Below are 17,766 nucleotides of genomic sequence, written 5' to 3' on the forward strand. Positions count from 1 at the left end.
GGTGATTACCCTGCCGCCTGCATCGTCGCCCACCAGTCAGCATCGGCGTCGATTTCGCCCTGCTGATTGACGCGAGGATAAGGCAGACCTTTACGTTTAGCGACTTTCGCCAGCACCGGATAACCACCCTCAAACAGCAGGCGCTGCTGTTCATCTTCCGGCAACATGCTATTTTCACGCAGATACATGCCCGCGTTCTGACGCTGACGCTGGGCTTCATAAAGAATGAGCGCGGAGGCGACGGAAACGTTCAGCGACTGTACCATGCCGATCATCGGAATGATGATATCCCGATCCGCCAGGGCTAATGCTTCCTGAGTAATACCGGTTTTCTCCTGACCCATCAGAATACAGGTCGGGCGCGTGTAATCAATCTCGCGAAAGTCTACGGCCTTATCAGAAAGATGGGTTGCCAGAATCTGCATTCCCCGACCTTTCAAATGGGCTACCGCATCGCCAATGGTACGGTGAGTTTTCACCTGTACCCAACTGTTGCTGCCCGCCGCCGCGGAAGCCATGGTGCGCATCCGGCTACCAGGCCAGATGGCATGGACTTCATGGACGCCAACGGCATCTGCGGTACGAATGATTGCAGAAACGTTATGAGGTTTGTGGACTTGCTCCATGCAGACCGTGAGATCAGGCTGACGCCTGGCGAGCATTTCGCATATACGCGCATAACGTTTTGGATTCATGGCGCTAGTTTCGGTTACGGGTGACTTTAATAACGTCTGGCATCACGCGGATTTTGCGCATGATATTCGCCAGATGTACGCGATCGCGTGCGGTAAGGCGAATAAAGGTACTATAGACGCGACCATCTTTCTCTTCAGTATTCAGGCTTTGAATATTGGAGGTGGTGGTATTAATCGCCGCCGTCAGGTTAGCCAGCGCGCCCTGATGGTTAAACATTTCCACCTTGATTTCGGTAATGAATTCCTGCTCCGTCTCTTTATCCCATTCGACCGCCATAAATTTCTCTGGCTCTTTCTGGTATCCACGGATATTACGGCAGGATTCATGGTGGATCACCAGTCCTTTACCTGGGCTGACGTGAGCGATGATCGGGTCGCCTGGGATCGGACGACAACACTTCGCAAAGGTGATAAGCACACCATCCGCGCCTTTAATCGGCAGGTGGCCGTGATTCGATTGCGCAACGGTCGGCACCACGGCTTCGCCTTGCTGCAGATTTTTCGCGACCACTACGCTCATCGCGTTGCCGAGACCGATTTCCGCCAGCAGATCGTCAAGCGTTGCCAGCTTCATACGATCCAATTCGCGCTGAATATTTTCCTGCGGAATTTCCGCCAGCTTACGACTACCGCCTAAGGCATGGTTAAGCAGACGACGGCCCAGGCTTACGGAGTCATCACGTTTGAGGTTTTTCAGCAACTGACGAATTTTAGCGCGCGCTTTAGAGCTGACGACAAAGTTCAGCCAGGCGGCGTTGGGACGCGCGCCCGGCGCGGTAATAATTTCGACGGTCTGACCGCTGCTAAGCGGCTGCGACAGCGGATAAGGCTGCCGGTCGACACGCGCGCCGACGCAGGCGTGGCCGATATCGGTATGCACGGCGTAGGCGAAGTCCACCGGCGTAGCGCCAGCGGGCAGTTCGACAATGCGTCCTTCCGGGGTGAAAACGTAAATCTCATCCGGGAAGAGATCGGATTTTACGCTTTCGATAAATTCAAACGAACTACCGGCGCTCTGTTGTAGCTCCAGCAGGCTCTGCATCCAGCGCTGGGCGCGGATCTGCGCCGTGGTGCTGGTCTCACCGTGTTCTTTATACGCCCAGTGCGCCGCGACCCCCATTTCCGCCATCTGATCCATATCTTCGGTACGGATCTGGACTTCAACAGGAACGCCGTGCGGGCCGATCATTGAGGTGTGCAAAGACTGATAGCCGTTCGCTTTGGGAATGGCAATATAGTCTTTCACCCGTCCCGGACGCGGCTTATAGAGACTGTGCATCTGGCCGAGTACGCGATAGCAGGTATCGGAGTCATGAACGATGACGCGAAACGCGTAAATGTCCATGATCGAGTGAAAACGCTGCTCTTTGAGCACCATTTTACAGTAGATCGAGTAAAGATGTTTTTCGCGACCGCTAACGCGACACGGAATTCCCGCCTCTTGCAAACGTCCTTCGATTTCAGAGAGGATTTTTTGGATCATCTCTTTACGGTTGCCGCGCGCCGCTTTTACCACTTCTTTGATGACGCGGTAACGATTGGGATACAGCGCTTCAAAACCCAGCTCTTCAAGCTCGGTCTTGATGTGATGGATACCTAAACGGTGTGCCAGCGGGCTGTAAATTTCGAGGGTTTCACGGGCAATACGACGACGTTTATCCGGGCGTAACGAGCCCAGCGTGCGCATGTTATGGGTACGGTCAGCAAGCTTAATGAGGATGACGCGGATATCCTGCACCATCGCCATAATCATTTTGCGAAAGTTTTCGGCCTGCGCCTCTTTCTTATCGCGGAACTTGAGCTTATCAAGTTTCGACACCCCCTCTACCAGCTCGGCAACGCTTTTACCGAAAAGCTGTTCCATGTCCTGATAAGTGGCGGGGGTATCTTCAATCACGTCATGCAGCAGAGCGGCCATCAGCGTTTCGTAGTCGAGTTTCATCTCGGCCAGAATACAGGCCACCGCTACCGGGTGCGTGATATAGGGTTCACCGCTTGAACGTGTCTGGCCCTCGTGAGCGTCACGTGCAACGAGATACGCCTGCCGAAGACGCTTAATCTGGTCTTCCGGCAGGTAGGTTTGAATCAGTTGATTCAGGCTTTCAAACAGATACAAGGGCGACCCGCTTTGTGATTAACGACGACCTTCAGCAATAGCGGTAACGGCTTGTAATTCAGCGGCTTCCTGCTCTTGCTGTTCCTGGCGCTCGCGGACGTCGAGGATCTGGTTGTTAATCAGACCTTCTTCGATTTCGCGCAACGCGATAACGGTAGTTTTATCGTTTTCTTCCGGTACCAGCGGATCCTTTCCGCCTACCTGCATCTGACGAGCGCGACGCGCGGCGACCAGTACCAGGTCAAAACGGTTACCAATTTTCTCTACAGCGTCCTGAACAGTTACGCGTGCCATACTTAAAATGCTCCACAGGTGAAGAAATGACTGGGCATGATACTGAAAGTGGGTTCAGTCTGCCAACAATTTGCTGATTAAAGCGTCATGACGCTGCTTTTGGCGGCTCATACGCAGACGTTCAGCGCGAATGATGGTTTTCAAGTCGCTTAACGCGGTATCAAAGTCGTCATTCACAATAAGATAATCATATTCGGCGTAATGGCTCATTTCTGCAACCGCTTGCGCCATTCGTTTGGCAATGACTTCTTCGCTATCTTGCCCGCGACCGCGTAAACGGCGATCCAATTCGATCTTTGACGGCGGCAAAATAAAAATGCTGCGTGCTTGCGGCATCTTTTCGCGAATTTGCTGGGCGCCCTGCCAGTCGATATCCAGAAAAACATCAACGCCGGTTGCCAGCACTTGCTCAATGGTTTCGCGCGAAGTGCCGTAGTAATTGCCAAACACTTCCGCGTGCTCCAGAAACGCCTCCCTGCCAATCATGGTTTTAAACTCATCATGATTTACAAAGAAATAGTGCTCACCGTGCACTTCACCCGGACGCGGCGCGCGCGTGGTATGTGAAACGGAAACCTGAGTGTCATACAACGGTTGGGTTTTTAATAAAGCCTGAATCAGGCTGGATTTACCCGCGCCACTGGGGGCAGAAACAATATAAAGCGTACCTTGAGCCATGAGTATCTTACGTCTGTGATTATCGAAATAGAGCCTTGATACGGGCTTATTATACACATCGCCGTTATGCGACGTAGTCTTTGTCACACTTTTTGCGCCAGATTATTGCATTTTGCGTCCCTTTTTCCGCTTTTATCGCGTCGTTGCAGCAACCCACCAAAAAATCTGGAAAGTGGCTCGGATGATGCATTTTTACCTGTCGGTTTTTATTCACTAAAGCGCTATACCTGCCGGGCAATGTGCGCAGGAGGTCGTGATGAGATTATGGAAAAGCATGGCGTGGGGAATTTTATTGTGGCATTCGCAGAGTGGGGCGCTTTGCCCGACCTGGCCGCCAGCAAGGGCCGCTGAAGAAATCGCCCGTTTACAGCAACAGCTCGCTGACTGGAATGACATCTACTGGAAACAAGGTGTTAGCGCGGTTGACGATAGTGTGTACGACCAACTCAGCGCAAGGCTGGTTCAGTGGCAACGCTGTGTTGGTCAGGATGTTTCATCTACTCCGGTTTCACCGCCGTTAAACGGTACAACAAGGCATCCTGTTGCGCATACGGGCGTACGTAAACTCGCGGACCGGCAGGCGGTAGAACAGTGGATGCGCGGGCGCAGCGAGCTTTGGGTACAGCCAAAAGTGGATGGCGTAGCGGTAACGCTGGTTTATCAAAACGGTAAACTGACCAGGGCTATCAGCCGGGGTAACGGACTACAAGGCGAGGACTGGACGCCAAAAATTCGCCTGATCCCCTCTATACCGCAGACAACACAAGGCACGCTTGCTAACGCGGTGTTGCAGGGCGAAATCTTTCTACAGCGCGAGGGGCATATCCAGCAACGGATGGGCGGGATGAATGCGCGCTCGAAAGTCGCAGGAATGTTAATGCGCCAGGATAACGCCTCCGCGCTAAATTCGTTGGGTATTTTTATTTGGGCGTGGCCGGACGGTCCGGCAAATATGCCCGAAAGGTTAAGCCAACTTGCTAAGGCTGGATTCAGTCTGACGAAGAAATATTCCCTGGCGGTAAAAAATGCCAGCGAGGTCGAGCGGGCGCGCCAGTCATGGCTGACGTCAGCGTTACCCTTTGTGACGGATGGCGTAGTGATACGCATGGCTAAAGAACCCGCGTCACAACACTGGCGACCCGGGCAGGGCGACTGGCTGGCAGCATGGAAATATCCGCCAGTAGCGCAGGTCGCGCAAGTGAGCGCTATTCAGTTCTCGGTGGGTAAAAGCGGCAAAATTACCGTAGTAGCGTCGCTTGTCCCCGTTATGTTGGATGATAAGCGGGTTCAGCGGGTCAATATCGGTTCTGTGAAGCGTTGGGAAGCGTGGGATATCGCGCCGGGCGATCAGATCCTGGTGAGTCTGGCCGGGCAAGGCATTCCCCGGCTTGATGAGGTCGTCTGGCGGAGTCGTGAGCGGAGTAAGCCTGTACCGCCTGATAGCCATTTCAACTCGCTGACCTGCTTTTACGCGTCGGCAACGTGTCAGGAACAGTTTATCTCCAGGCTGGTATGGTTGGGGTCACGGTCGGCGTTGGGTCTGGACGGAATGGGCGAAGCCAGCTGGCGGGCCTTGCATCAGACGCATCGCTTTGAGCATATCTTCTCCTGGCTTGCCCTGACGTCAGCGCAAATAGCCAACACGCCAGGCTTTGCTAAAGGAAAAAGCGAGCAGATATGGCGGCAATTTAACCTGGCTCGCCGGCAGCCGTTTACCCGCTGGATCATGGCGATGGATATCCCCTTAACGCAGGCCGCATTACAGGCCAGCGGCGATCGCTCATGGGAGCAGTTATTAATGCGAACAGAGCAACACTGGCGGCAGTTGCCATCGACGGGCGAGCGCCGTGCCGGGAGAGTTATCGACTGGCGGGATAATCCGCAGATCAAAGCGCTGAGCAGATGGCTGGCTGCTCAGCATATTCCCGGATTTGGGTCTTAGTGTCCTTCATGGCGGTAATAAAATACCGGCAGGCCAAGTTTAAGACGTAGCGCTAATAACCTTGCTGTAAAGCCAAACAGTAACGTAGAGATAACGACGACATCCGGATTCATGACGTAATGTTGTAGCGCAATATAGAGCACCGCCGAGGCGAACGAAATGCCGGCATATAGCTCTTTTTGAAACACCAGTGGAATGCGTTTGCAGAACATATCGCGGAGCACGCCGCCAAAGACGCCGGTAGTGACGGCGGCCACCACGGCGATAATTGGCCCTTCGCCCATATCAAGGGCTATCTGCGCGCCAATAATAGAGAAAACCACCAACCCCAGCGCGTCAAGTACCAGGAAAAGCTTGCGTAAATAGGGCATGACGGGAGCAACAATAGTGGTCAATACAGCGGCAGTCGCCACAATAATGACATATTCGGGATGCTTCACCCAACCCAGCGGATAGTGACCGAGCAGAATGTCGCGAACCGAGCCTCCACCAATGGCGGTGGCGGTAGCAATAATAATTACACCGAATGTATCCATGCGACGACGACCCGCAGCGAGTGCGCCCGTCATGGCCTCGGCAGTGATGCCAATTAAATAAAGAACGTGCAACAGCATGATTTCCCCCTAGTTTACTGGGGGCGAAGATTAACGATTTGTGCGCTGTATCACGATTGAGATTTTCTAAGGCATTACACGATTAATAAATTTTAGTAATGATTTTAAATTTATGATTAATAATTATTTATTATAAATATCAATAAATTGTACATCATTTTTGTGGTTTATTGTATGCAAGGTTTTTCTGTTTTGACTTAGATAAATTACCTGAACGGCGCCCTGGACGCGCCGCCGGTGAGTCATTTCATTATGGCTGCTGTCCGGTAAGTTGTGTGATGAAGCGCTGACGTGAGCGTTCCACATACTGTTGCAAGCCATTGGAATCAAAGAATGCCTGTGTATCGCCGTTGCGAAGTTGCTGTCGTTTCTCCAGTAGCCCGAAGCGGTCACCTTTGTTGGCAATAAAGATATCAACATGCTGGGCGGCCAGTGTCTTAAAGCTGCTCTGAATATCAGTAACCAGGTCAGGGTAATTTTTGTTGTTAATCAGCAGATAGTCAGGTGTGGCGAGACTATCTGCGTAAATTAGCGTCTTGCCGTTGCGGAGCGTTACGCGCCAGGAAGTTGAGCCGGGCAGATGTCCGGGCGTGAATAGTGCTGTCACGGTTATCCCTCCGAGGCTGATGCTTTCCTGGTTGTGGATAATTTTATCAGTGGTGACGGGCGGGAAGGGGAGCGCATCGCCAAGCGCAAAATCCTCTCGTCCACCCCTCGCCATCTGATCGGCGTTGGGTTGGCTGGCGACCAATTGTGCGCCGCTCCACGCTTTCAAACGTGCCATGCCCCCCGCTTGATCCAGCCGCGCATGGCTGTTCAATAGATAGCGTATGTCTGTGAGGCGGAATCCTGCCGCTTCAATATTCGCTTTAATTTGCGGTGCGCTTTCATCCAATCCCGCATCAATAAGAATATGCCCTGTCGGGGTGGTCAGCAGAATAGAAGAGAGATTTTCCGTGCCGACATACCACACGCCTTCTGTGATTTGAAACGGCTTCATAGGCTTAGCCCACGCTTTAAACAGTGATAACGGAGGCGCGGGTGATAACGGTTGTGAAGGATCTAATGCCGCCATGGCAGGAAGTGCTGATGTTGAAAATATACATACAAAGAATAATGCATAGCGATTCATAATGTTCTCCTGATTGAAGCGCCCGCAGTATACCTGGCAGTAATTTAGTCAGGTTCAATAAGAGAGACGTTTAATGAACTTGCTGCAAATGGATATGAACCTGTTAAAAGTACTGTATGTGCTGCTGGAGACGAGCTCTACGGGGAAAACGGCGCAAAAGCTGGCTTTGTCGCCTTCTGCGGTAAGTCATGCGTTAATGAGATTGCGCGATGCGCTAAACGACCCGTTGTTTCGACGGGAAGGGAACCGCCAGATTCCTACGCCTTATGCGCAGGCGCTGCGTGACAAATTGGCACCTGTGTTTGTTTCGCTTAATGAGGAGCTGTTTGGCGATAAAGAGAACGGCTCCCGTTGTTTTCGGGTGGTACTTCCTCCCGCATTGAACGCGCTGCTTACGCCCGTTCTCGCAGAGAAAGGTCATCTTCATCAGGCGGTGATCGAGTGCCTTCCTTTTGCCCGCCGACCCTGGCGTGATGAACTGTTGGATAGCTCGGTTGATTTGGTGCTGGCAATTGGCGACCATCAAAAGCAGGTCAGCGCTCTGCATTACGAGCGGGTGGGGACGACGCGTTTGATCGCGGTTTATGGCGCGCCATTGCGTTCACGTCTGGAGAATGCCGCAGAGTTGAATTTTGCTGATCTACAGTATTATCAACACATTTACTGTTTGCCGTGGACAAAAGAGAACAACGAACTGGACAGGCAGCAGGCTCGTGCCGGGTTTGAACGTCCGCTGGCGTTTGTTTGTCATGATTACAGTCAACTTGCGCCTGCTGTCCAGTCGGCGCCGCTAATGGCGATTGTACCGCGCCCCTGGTATGAAAATTTATCCGATAAGCGCGGTCTTTTTGTCCTGCCGCTTGCCGGGGAGCAGGCGGAAGGCGCTATTTTTATGCAGTATCGGGCTTCAACGGTAGAGTGGAAGCGACGCCTTATCGACGCTATTCGCCGGAAATTAAAAACGTACTACCGATAAACGCGAGAGCCCGCATAAGGCGGGCTCTGTGACATATTGAGCGCCAGAATTATTCAATATTCTGGATTTGCTCGCGCATTTGCTCGATCAACACTTTTAATTCAATAGCGGAGTTAGTTACATCAGCGTTGATGGATTTGGAGGCCAGGGTGTTCGACTCACGGTTAAATTCTTGCATCATGAAGTCCAGACGGCGACCTACCGCCTCTTTTTTCTTCAGAATGTTGTAAGTCTCTTTGACGTGCGCTTCCAGACGATCCAGCTCTTCCGCCACATCAATGCGTTGCGCCATCATCACCAGCTCTTGCTCCAGACGGTTGTTTTCCAACTGAACCTGAGCATCTTCCAGCTTCGCGACCAGGCGCTCACGCTGCCATTGCAGGATTTCCGGCATATGCGCGCGGACTTTCGCTACTTCGGCGCTGACGCCTTCCAGCCGTTGTTCAATCAGCGCTTTCAGCGCCTGGCCTTCCGTTTCGCGCGCGACGATAAAGTCATCCAGCGTACCGTCCAGCGCGGCTAAAATTTCTGCGGCAATCGCGTCCAGATCCTGCTCTTGCGCCGCCATGACACCTGGCCAGCGCAAAATATCAACCGGATTGATTTCCCCTTCGTCGCTCTGCATTTTGACCCAGTTTGCGGCACTAACTAATTGTTTCGCTAGCTTTTCATTCAGAATAAGCTCGCCTTGCGCGCTGGCATCGGGTTCAAAACGCAGCATACATTCGACTTTGCCACGCGTCAGGCGTGTACGAATGCGTTCGCGCACGACGGGTTCAAGACTACGGAACTGTTCCGGCAGACGAAAGTAAGTTTCCAGATAACGCTGGTTTACCGAGCGCATTTCCCAGGTCGCGCTACCCCATTCACCCTTGATTTCACGCCGGGCGTAGGCGGTCATACTGCGGATCATAGATGTTCCCGTTTTTAAAGGAGAGATGAGGGGATTATAGCTATCCAGGCCTTGTCAGGATAGGAATAACCATCGGAAGTCCGTATAATGCGCAGCCACATTCGTTTTAAGCCGGAGATCTCAATATGCGTCCAGCAGGCCGTAGCGCTAATCAGGTGCGTCCCGTAACCCTGACCCGTAACTATACAAAACACGCTGAAGGCTCGGTACTGGTCGAATTTGGAGATACCAAAGTGTTGTGCACTGCCTCCATTGAAGAAGGCGTCCCACGTTTTCTGAAAGGACAAGGACAGGGGTGGATCACCGCAGAGTATGGCATGTTGCCTCGCGCTACCCATACCCGTAACGCGCGTGAAGCAGCAAAGGGTAAGCAGGGCGGTCGTACTATGGAAATTCAGCGTTTGATCGCGCGTGCGCTGCGTGCGGCGGTCGATCTGAAAACGCTCGGCGAATTTACCATTACGCTGGACTGCGATGTAATCCAGGCCGATGGCGGTACGCGTACAGCGTCTATTACCGGTGCCTGCGTGGCGTTGGCGGATGCGCTGAATAAATTGGTTGCCAACGGTAAGCTGAAAACCAACCCGATGAAAGGCATGGTGGCGGCGGTTTCCGTAGGCATCGTTAACGGCGAAGCGATCTGCGATCTGGAATATGTTGAAGATTCCGCCGCAGAAACCGACATGAACGTCGTGATGACTGAAGACGGCCGCATTATTGAAGTACAGGGTACCGCGGAAGGCGAGCCGTTCAGCCATGAAGAACTTCTCACTTTGTTGGCGCTGGCCCGAGGGGGAATTGAATCCATTGTGGCGACGCAGAAGGCGGCGTTAGAAAATTGATTTTAAGGCGACTGAAAAGTCGCCTTTTTTTTGTCCGTAAATTTCGTAAATGATGAAAGTAAGAAAAGGAGCGAATCCATGAAACCGTATCAGCGCCAGTTTATTGAGTTTGCGCTTAACAAGCAGGTACTAAAGTTTGGCGAGTTTACGCTGAAATCCGGGCGCAAAAGCCCCTATTTCTTCAACGCCGGGCTGTTTAATACCGGGCGCGACCTGGCGTTGTTAGGCCGTTTTTATGCCGAAGCGCTGGTGGATTCCGGTATTGAATTTGATCTGCTGTTTGGCCCCGCATACAAAGGTATTCCGATCGCGACGACGACGGCGGTTGCGCTGGCGGAACATCACGATAAAGACCTGCCGTACTGCTTTAACCGCAAAGAGGCAAAAGATCATGGCGAAGGCGGGAGTCTGGTGGGCAGCGCGCTACAGGGCCGCGTGATGCTGGTGGATGACGTGATTACCGCAGGTACGGCGATTCGCGAGTCGATGGAGATTATTCAGGCGCACGGGGCTACACTGGCTGGCGTACTGATTTCGCTGGATCGTCAGGAACGTGGCCGCGGCGAGATTTCCGCGATTCAGGAAGTGGAGCGCGACTATGGTTGTAAGGTTATCTCCATCATTACGCTGAAAGACCTGATTGCCTATCTGGAAGAAAAACCTGATATGGCTGAGCATCTGGCGGCTGTGCGAGCATACCGGGAAGAATTTGGCGTGTAAGCGAATTGCCCGGTGGCGCTTTACCGGGCCTATGTTTCTGTCGCCTGGATAAGGCGTGAGCCACTATCCAGTCAGCGTTACTGTAGCTGAGCGGCAATGAGCGGCCAGCGGGCGTCGAAATCGTCCGTTGGGCGGTATTTAAATTCGCTACGCACGAACCGTGAAAGCATACCTTCACAGAAGGCTAACAGTTGGCTTGCCAGCAGATTTTCATCCGTCGTGTAGCCTTCGCCTTCACGCATTCTTTTTTCTCGTAGCACCTGGCGGAGCTGCGCTTCGATGCGTTCAAAAAGCTGATTAATGCGCCCCTGCAGGCGATCCTGTTCAAACATCAGCGCGTGCCCGGTAAGAATGCGCGTCAGGCCAGGGTTGCGTTCGCCAAAACCCAGAATCAGCAACACAATCAGGCGCAAACGCGTGCTGGTGTTTTTTTCATCTTTTAAAATCAGATTGATACGGGTAATCAGACTGTCTTCGATAAACTCAATCAGGCTATCGAACATGCGGGTCTTGCTGGGAAAATGGCGGTATAGCGCCGCTTCGGAAACGCCGACCGAGGCCGCCAGTTTTGCCGTCGTGATGCGTTGGCTTCCATCGCTGGATTCAAGCATCAGCGCCAGTGACTGAAGTATTTCTTCGCGACGATTCCTTTTCGCAGTTTGTTTTTCTGCCATGTTACAAAATACCCCTGAAAATAAGCACTTGCCAGGCGAGCACCCACGCTATAACCGCAAACTCAGCGCTTGCGGCAGTATTATGACGTTATGGGGATGCGTAAAATTTACTTACGGCCAGAATGACCGAAGCCGCCCTCGCCACGTTCGGTGGCGTCAAATGCTTCCACCAGATTAAATTCGGCCTGAACGACCGGAACAAACACCATTTGCGCGATACGTTCGCCCGGTTCAATGGTAAAACTGTCCTGACCACGGTTCCAGATCGAAACCATCAGTTGCCCCTGATAATCGGAATCAATCAGCCCGACCAGGTTGCCCAGCACGATACCATGTTTATGGCCCAGGCCCGAACGCGGCAACATGACTGCCGCCAGTGATGGATCGGCGATATGAATGGCCAGTCCGGTAGGCACCAACGTCGTTGCGCCAGGCGCCAGTTCTACGGCGTCGTCGAGACAGGCGCGCAGGTCAAGCCCGGCAGAACCAGAAGTAGCATAAGTCGGCAGCGGAAACTGCTGACCAACACGCGGGTCCAGAATCTTAACGTCGATTTTTTTCATCATAACGGGTCACGATCTCGTCGAGTAATAATTGGCTCAGGAGTTCTTTTCGCTCAAGCGGTAAGACTTTATCTCCATCCTGCCAGAAAAGGTGTAAAGCGTTTTTATCGCTATTAAATCCCTGATTTGAAAGAGAAACATCATTTGCACAAATCAGGTCAAGGTTCTTACGGATACGCTTTTGCCGGGCGTATTCTTCCACATTATTCGTTTCCGCGGCAAACCCAACAACGTAGGGTCGATTGTCACTGAGTGCGGCCACCCCGGCGACAATGTCCGGGTTTTTGACCATTTTTATTAGTAATTCATCACCTTGCGCCGCCTGTTTTTTGATTTTTTCACTGGCGATAGTCTCTGCGCGATAGTCAGCCACGGCGGCGCAGCTAATGAAAATGTGCTGCTGTTGAACGGCGGCCTGAACAGCGGCTTCCATGTCCAGCGCGGTTATGACATCAACCCGTTTTACAAAAGGCGGCGTTGGTAACGAAACGGGACCGGAGACCAGCGTGACATTTGCGCCGCGACGCGCGGCGGCGGCCGCAATAGCGAAGCCCATTTTACCGGAGCTGTGGTTGGAAATATAACGCACCGGGTCGAGCGGTTCGCGCGTCGGGCCTGCCGTAATCATGATATTAAGATGTCGCAGATCGTTGACGGCAGCGAAATGCGCGGCGGCCTTATCAACGATAACTAATGGGTCCAGCATTCGGCCTGGGCCTACATCGCCGCACGCCTGACTGCCGCTATCCGGCCCCCAAATGAACAGACCGCGAGAGGCGAGCACCTCCAGATTATGTTGCGTGGCGGCAGCGCGGTACATCTGTTGGTTCATGGCCGGAAGAACGGCCACCGGGGCTGGCGTCGCCAGGCAGATGGTGGAGACTAAATCATTAGCCATACCCGATGCTACACGGGCGATCAGGTCGGCGGTCGCGGGGGCAAGAATCACCAGGTCGGCCCATTTCCCCAACTCGATATGCCCCATCGCGGCTTCAGCGGCAGGGTCAAGCAGACTGTCGGATACGGGATAGCCCGACACTGCCTGTAAGCTCAGGGGGGTAATAAAGGCTTTTGCCGCCTCGGTCATTGCCACGCGCACGTCAGCGCCGCGCTCACGTAAACGGCGCACCAGCTCCGGCGTTTTATACGCAGCGATACCGCCGCTAATGCCGAGAACAATTTTTTTACCGGCCAGGCTCATCATGTCTTTCCTGTTGGGTGACTTTGAAAGGCGGCTATTTTATCACAATCTCTACGGCGTCGTGTCGTTGCCTGCGCTCCACTTTGCGAGGCGCTACGCAAGAACAAAATCGGGGCGTCGATCTCTCCCAAAGGCTATGCCACTATGCCGCTTCCTTAAAAAAGGAGGTGCGCGTATGGATACGTTGGACGAATTATTACCGCGTGAAAAAATGCTCAGATCCGGCATTGCTTCCCTCAGCGACGTGGAACTGCTGGCGCTTTTTTTACGTACCGGCACGCCGGGAAAAGATGTTATGACGTTGGCAAAAGAGATATTGCAGCACTTTGGGTCGCTGTATGGCCTGTTGTCGGCGGACTTTGCGCAGTTTCGCGGCGTAAACGGCATCGGCCTGGCGAAATTCGCGCAGTTGAAAGGCATTGCTGAGCTGGCAAGGCGCTATTACAGCGTGCGCATGAATGAGGAAAGTGCGTTGCTGAGTCCGGAAATGACGCGGGAATTTCTGCAAAGCCAACTTACGGGCGAAGAGCGTGAGATCTTTCTGGTGATCTTCCTCGATGCCCAGCACCGGGTGCTTCAGCACAGCCGCCTGTTTTCCGGCACGCTTAACCACGTAGAGGTGCATCCGCGTGAGATTGTTCGGGAAGCGATTAAACTCAATGCTTCAGCGGTCATTCTGGCGCATAACCACCCTTCAGGCTGCGCAGAGCCAAGTAAAGCAGATAAACTTATCACTGAGCGCGTGATAAAGTGTTGCCAGTTTATGGATATCCGGGTGCTCGATCACCTGATAATTGGGCGCGGAGAGTACGTTTCTTTTGCCGAACGCGGCTGGATTTAAGATTCTTTGCGCGATCCATCGGGATCTTTGTCTGTTCGGGACTTGAGCATATCGCCGGGTCAGCGTATACTACGCCACCTTTGAGAATCTCGGGTTTGGCATTTGGGCCTGGCAATCGAGAGTTCAATAGAACTGCGCGATGACCAGGCTGTAAAGCCTGACGAGGCGCCGATACCCCATACGAAGCTCGAGCTAATTTGATTTTTGGAGAATAGACATGTCCCGAGTCTGCCAAGTTACTGGCAAGCGTCCGGTGACCGGTAACAACCGTTCCCACGCACTGAACGCGACTAAACGCCGTTTCCTGCCTAACCTGCACTCTCACCGTTTCTGGGTTGAGAGCGAGAAGCGTTTTGTCACCCTGCGTGTATCTGCTAAAGGTATGCGTATCATCGATAAAAAAGGCATCGAAACAGTTCTGTCTGAACTGCGTGCCCGTGGCGAAAAGTACTAAGTACTAAGAGGAAATAAATCATGGCTAAAGGTATTCGTGAGAAAATCAAGCTGGTTTCTTCTGCTGGTACTGGTCACTTCTATACCACTACGAAGAACAAACGTACTAAACCGGAAAAACTGGAACTGAAAAAATTCGATCCAGTTGTCCGTCAGCACGTGATCTACAAAGAAGCGAAAATCAAATAATTCTCGCTTTGATGTAACAAAAACCTCGCTTCGGCGGGGTTTTTTGTTTTCTGGCCGTCCCCATATTAATGAGACCTGCCACACAGCCGGAGACGTTATGCCTGAATTACCCGAAGTTGAAACCAGCCGCCGGGGTATTGAACCCCATTTAGTTGGTGCTACTATCCTGCACGCCCATATCCGTAACGGCCGTCTGCGCTGGCCGGTTTCAGATGAAATTTATCGTCTGAGCGATACACCCGTCCTTAGCGTTCAGCGTCGTGCTAAATATCTACTGCTGGAGCTGCCTGACGGCTGGATAATTATTCACCTGGGGATGTCGGGAAGCTTGCGGATACTGCCGGAAGCGCTGCCGGCGGAAAAGCACGACCATGTCGATTTGGTGATGAGCAACGGCAAAATTCTACGTTATACCGATCCTCGCCGCTTTGGCGCCTGGTTATGGACCAAAGAGCTGGAAGGGCATAACGTACTGGCGCATCTGGGACCGGAGCCGCTAAGCGATGAGTTTAATGGCGAATATTTGCAGCAGAAATGCGCGAAGAAGAAGACGGCGATTAAACCCTGGCTGATGGATAACAAGCTGGTGGTCGGCGTGGGGAATATCTACGCCAGCGAGTCGCTGTTTGCCGCTGGTATTCACCCTGACCGCCTGGCGTCGTCACTCTCGACAGAGGAGTGCGATCTGCTGGCACGGGTGATTAAAGCCGTTTTGCTGCGCTCTATTGAACAAGGCGGGACAACGCTGAAGGATTTTCTGCAAAGCGATGGGAAACCGGGCTATTTTGCGCAGGAGTTGCAGGTGTACGGGCGCAAAGGCGAGCCGTGTCGGGTATGCGGTACGCCGATAGTCGCAACGAAACACGCACAGCGTGCGACGTTCTATTGCCGTCACTGTCAGAAGTAAAACGCCAGGCCCGGCAAGGAAGGAAACTTATTTCAACTTATCCATTAGCGCCTGATGCACATTGTCCGGCAGAAAGTGGGTCACATCGCCCTGATGGCGCGCCACTTCTTTGACCAGCGACGATGAAATAAACGACCACTCTTTGGACGGCATCAGGAAAACGCTTTCCAGTTGCGGCATCAGATGGCGATTCATATGCGCCAACTGCATTTCATATTCAAAATCCGCCACCGCGCGCAGACCACGAATCAGGATATTCGCCTGTCTGTCGCGGGCGAAATTGGCCATCAGGTCGCTAAAGCCCACCACCTCTACGTTACCCAGGTGTGCGGTCGCTTTTTGCGCCAGCGCCACACGTTCGTCCAGGGTGAACATGGGTTTCTTGCCGGGGCTGGCGGCGATGGCCAGAATGACATGGTCGAACATCTGCGTTGCGCGCGTCACAATATCGAGATGACCGTTAGTAATCGGATCAAACGTGCCTGGATAAATCGCCCGTTTTTGCATGACAGTCCTCAATGCGTTTTCGGTGGCAGATAAGGTTCCAGCAGTTGCAGCAGACGCTGGAGCGCGCCCTGATTTTGATACAGCACTTCAACTGCGTGACGTCCGTAGAAATTACGATAATCAGCATCGGTCAGTAAAGAGGAAACTTCTTTTGCCAGCGTAGCCGCATCGGTAATCGTGATAAGTCCGCTCGCCTGATCCAGACGGGCGCAAATATCTTTAAAGTTAAAGGTATGCGGACCCATCAGTACCGGAATCGCATGAGCGGCGGCCTCCAGCGGGTTGTGACCGCCGCGTTCAACCAGCGAACCACCAACAAAGGCGAGATCGGCAATGCCATAGAGCAACATTAATTCGCCCATAGTATCGCCTACCACGACCTGGGTGCTGGCGGACGGCACTTCGCCCGAAGAGCGAGTGATGTAGCTTAACCCTGCCTGACGCACAAGATTGATAGCATCCGGGAAACGCTCCGGATGGCGGGGCACCAGAATCAGTAATAAATTCGGGAATTGATGTAATAACGCCTGGTGAGCGGCGATAACGATACTCTCTTCGCCATCGTGGGTGCTGGTGGCAATCCAGACCGGACGGTGCGGCGCCCACTGGCGGCGTAGCGTAACGGCTTTAGCCGCCAACTGCGGCGTAACTGAAATATCAAATTTCAGACTGCCGGTGACCGTGACCTGATTGTTCTTCGCGCCCAATGCCACAAAGCGTTCGCCATCTTCTTCGTTTTGCGCGGCAATCAGGGTGATACGGCGCAGGAGCGTACGGACAAACTTGCCAAGCTTCGCATAACCTGCGGCGGAGCGGGCGGAAAGCCGCGCATTAGCGATAACCAGCGGAATATGACGTTTGTGCAGCGCAGCAATCAGATTTGGCCAGAGCTCAGTCTCCATGATCAATACCAGCTTAGGATCAATCTCATTGAGGAAACGATTGAGCGCATCGGGCAAATCATAAGGCAAGTAAACGTGCTGAACATCGTTGCCAAAGGCGGACTGGACGCGCTCCGAGCCGGTCGGCGTCATGGTCGTTACGGTAATAGGCAGATCGGGATAGCGATGACGTAGAGCGCGGACCAATGGGATGGCCGCCAGAGTTTCGCCCACCGAGACTGAATGCAGCATGATTCCGCCCGGTTTCAACGGACGGCGGTAGAATCCGTAGCGTTCACCCCAGCGTTTACGATAGGCCGGCGCTTTACGTCCACGCACCCAAAGCCGTATCCAGATCAGAGGCTGAATAAGGTAGAGAAGAGCGGTGTAAAGCAATTCGAGCATAGTAAATAGCTGACTTATGGATGTGCTGGGGATTCTATGTATTTAGCCTGGGCTTTACCATTACTTTTCCCATTTTTGCGCCAAATTGGCTCAGAAGCGAGGATTCCAGGCGCTGAACCCCATTATTTTTGCATTTTTACGCAATCCATTGAAATTTGCCGCCCTTGTCGCCCCAGACAATGGGAATGACCATTCACAAGAGAGGGATAAATTATTATCTCTT

Annotated in this window: 20 protein-coding genes; 8 read left to right on the plus strand and 12 right to left on the minus strand. The window is 52.9% G+C overall.

Translation table 11 applies throughout. The annotated features are described in order from the left end of the window. Positions 1–5: 5 nt before the first annotated feature. Genes trmH through gmk form a run of 4 tightly spaced genes read right to left on the minus strand, consistent with a single transcriptional unit; the run spans position 6 to position 3,783 of the window. On the minus strand, positions 6–695 hold the full coding sequence (gene trmH, locus LCS67_RS00480; RefSeq protein WP_001068433.1) for a tRNA (guanosine(18)-2'-O)-methyltransferase TrmH: 690 nt from the start codon (positions 693–695) through the stop codon (positions 6–8). A 4-nt stretch (positions 696–699) separates the two neighbouring features. Continuing rightward, complete coding sequence (spoT, locus tag LCS67_RS00485; protein WP_000280481.1) at positions 700–2,811, minus strand: bifunctional GTP diphosphokinase/guanosine-3',5'-bis pyrophosphate 3'-pyrophosphohydrolase; 2,112 nt, start codon at positions 2,809–2,811, stop codon at positions 700–702. 18 nt (positions 2,812–2,829) lie between these two features. Continuing rightward, on the minus strand, positions 2,830–3,105 hold the full coding sequence (gene rpoZ / locus LCS67_RS00490) for a DNA-directed RNA polymerase subunit omega (RefSeq protein WP_000135058.1): 276 nt from the start codon (positions 3,103–3,105) through the stop codon (positions 2,830–2,832). A gap of 54 nt (positions 3,106–3,159) precedes the next feature. Then, positions 3,160–3,783 carry a guanylate kinase gene (gmk, locus tag LCS67_RS00495; protein WP_000046966.1) on the minus strand — a complete coding sequence of 208 codons (624 nt, stop codon included), beginning with the start codon at positions 3,781–3,783 and terminating at the stop codon, positions 3,160–3,162. Positions 3,784–4,039: 256 nt separating this feature from the next. On the opposite strand from gmk, the gene ligB reads away from it, so the two are divergent. Further along, positions 4,040–5,725 (plus strand): NAD-dependent DNA ligase LigB, encoded by a 1,686-nt coding sequence (ligB, locus tag LCS67_RS00500; RefSeq protein WP_001241852.1) that lies wholly within the window; start codon positions 4,040–4,042, stop codon positions 5,723–5,725. Here ligB and LCS67_RS00505 read toward each other — a convergent pair. Together LCS67_RS00505 and LCS67_RS00510 are read right to left on the minus strand one after the other, a co-directional pair. After that, the gene (locus LCS67_RS00505; RefSeq protein WP_000924334.1) at positions 5,722–6,339 is read right to left on the minus strand and encodes a trimeric intracellular cation channel family protein; all 618 of its coding nucleotides are present in this window, start codon (positions 6,337–6,339) and stop codon (positions 5,722–5,724) included. The genes ligB and LCS67_RS00505 overlap by 4 nt on opposite strands. A 250-nt stretch (positions 6,340–6,589) precedes the next feature. Continuing rightward, entirely contained in the window at positions 6,590–7,471 is an 882-nt protein-coding gene (locus tag LCS67_RS00510; protein ID WP_001082972.1) for an HARLDQ motif MBL-fold protein, read from the minus strand. Between the two features lie 73 nt (positions 7,472–7,544). Here LCS67_RS00510 and LCS67_RS00515 point away from each other — a divergent pair, with 73 nt between their 5' ends. Beyond that, a complete protein-coding gene (locus tag LCS67_RS00515; RefSeq protein ID WP_031567181.1) occupies positions 7,545–8,447 on the plus strand; it encodes a LysR family transcriptional regulator in 903 nt (300 codons plus the stop codon). A gap of 49 nt (positions 8,448–8,496) precedes the next feature. On the opposite strand, the gene LCS67_RS00520 is transcribed toward LCS67_RS00515, so the two are convergent. Continuing rightward, positions 8,497–9,360: a YicC/YloC family endoribonuclease gene (locus LCS67_RS00520; protein WP_000621352.1), complete on the minus strand. Its 864-nt coding sequence runs from the start codon at positions 9,358–9,360 to the stop codon at positions 8,497–8,499. A 125-nt stretch (positions 9,361–9,485) separates the two neighbouring features. Between LCS67_RS00520 and rph the strand changes: the two genes are divergently transcribed. Both rph and pyrE read left to right on the plus strand, forming a co-directional pair. Further along, positions 9,486–10,202, plus strand: a complete 717-nt coding sequence (gene rph / locus LCS67_RS00525; protein WP_001247078.1) for a ribonuclease PH — start codon at positions 9,486–9,488, stop codon at positions 10,200–10,202. 78 nt (positions 10,203–10,280) lie between these two features. Then, on the plus strand, positions 10,281–10,922 hold the full coding sequence (pyrE, locus tag LCS67_RS00530; RefSeq protein WP_000806167.1) for an orotate phosphoribosyltransferase: 642 nt from the start codon (positions 10,281–10,283) through the stop codon (positions 10,920–10,922). 77 nt (positions 10,923–10,999) lie between these two features. Here the strand turns inward: pyrE and slmA are convergent, their stop codons facing one another. The 3 genes from slmA to coaBC form a co-directional block, all read right to left on the minus strand. Beyond that, positions 11,000–11,596, minus strand: coding sequence for a nucleoid occlusion factor SlmA (gene slmA, locus LCS67_RS00535; RefSeq protein ID WP_000818607.1), 597 nt, complete (start codon positions 11,594–11,596; stop codon positions 11,000–11,002). A gap of 107 nt (positions 11,597–11,703) precedes the next feature. Next, positions 11,704–12,162 (minus strand): dUTP diphosphatase, encoded by a 459-nt coding sequence (gene dut / locus LCS67_RS00540; protein ID WP_000976078.1) that lies wholly within the window; start codon positions 12,160–12,162, stop codon positions 11,704–11,706. Then, the gene (gene coaBC / locus LCS67_RS00545) at positions 12,140–13,360 is read right to left on the minus strand and encodes a bifunctional phosphopantothenoylcysteine decarboxylase/phosphopantothenate--cysteine ligase CoaBC (RefSeq protein ID WP_031567194.1); all 1,221 of its coding nucleotides are present in this window, start codon (positions 13,358–13,360) and stop codon (positions 12,140–12,142) included. Before coaBC ends, dut begins: the two co-directional genes overlap by 23 nt. 175 nt (positions 13,361–13,535) lie before the next feature. Here coaBC and radC point away from each other — a divergent pair, with 175 nt between their 5' ends. The 4 genes from radC (at position 13,536) to mutM (ending at position 15,750) form a co-directional block, all read left to right on the plus strand. Continuing rightward, the gene (radC, locus tag LCS67_RS00550; protein WP_000380129.1) at positions 13,536–14,201 is read left to right on the plus strand and encodes a RadC family protein; all 666 of its coding nucleotides are present in this window, start codon (positions 13,536–13,538) and stop codon (positions 14,199–14,201) included. 217 nt (positions 14,202–14,418) lie between these two features. Next, positions 14,419–14,655, plus strand: coding sequence for a 50S ribosomal protein L28 (gene rpmB / locus LCS67_RS00555; RefSeq protein ID WP_001519051.1), 237 nt, complete (start codon positions 14,419–14,421; stop codon positions 14,653–14,655). A gap of 20 nt (positions 14,656–14,675) precedes the next feature. Next, entirely contained in the window at positions 14,676–14,843 is a 168-nt protein-coding gene (rpmG, locus tag LCS67_RS00560) for a 50S ribosomal protein L33 (RefSeq protein WP_001051798.1), read from the plus strand. A gap of 97 nt (positions 14,844–14,940) precedes the next feature. Beyond that, on the plus strand, positions 14,941–15,750 hold the full coding sequence (mutM, locus tag LCS67_RS00565; RefSeq protein ID WP_001114508.1) for a bifunctional DNA-formamidopyrimidine glycosylase/DNA-(apurinic or apyrimidinic site) lyase: 810 nt from the start codon (positions 14,941–14,943) through the stop codon (positions 15,748–15,750). 27 nt (positions 15,751–15,777) lie between these two features. Here mutM and coaD read toward each other — a convergent pair whose 3' ends face one another. Next, the gene (coaD, locus tag LCS67_RS00570) at positions 15,778–16,257 is read right to left on the minus strand and encodes a pantetheine-phosphate adenylyltransferase (protein WP_001171884.1); all 480 of its coding nucleotides are present in this window, start codon (positions 16,255–16,257) and stop codon (positions 15,778–15,780) included. An 8-nt stretch (positions 16,258–16,265) separates the two neighbouring features. Continuing rightward, a complete protein-coding gene (gene waaA / locus LCS67_RS00575; protein ID WP_000891580.1) occupies positions 16,266–17,543 on the minus strand; it encodes a lipid IV(A) 3-deoxy-D-manno-octulosonic acid transferase in 1,278 nt (425 codons plus the stop codon). Positions 17,544–17,766: the final 223 nt, after the last annotated feature.

The sequence above is a fragment of the Salmonella sp. A7 genome (genome assembly GCF_020181675.1).
In the GTDB taxonomy this organism is placed as follows: Bacteria; Pseudomonadota; Gammaproteobacteria; order Enterobacterales; family Enterobacteriaceae; genus Salmonella; species Salmonella enterica.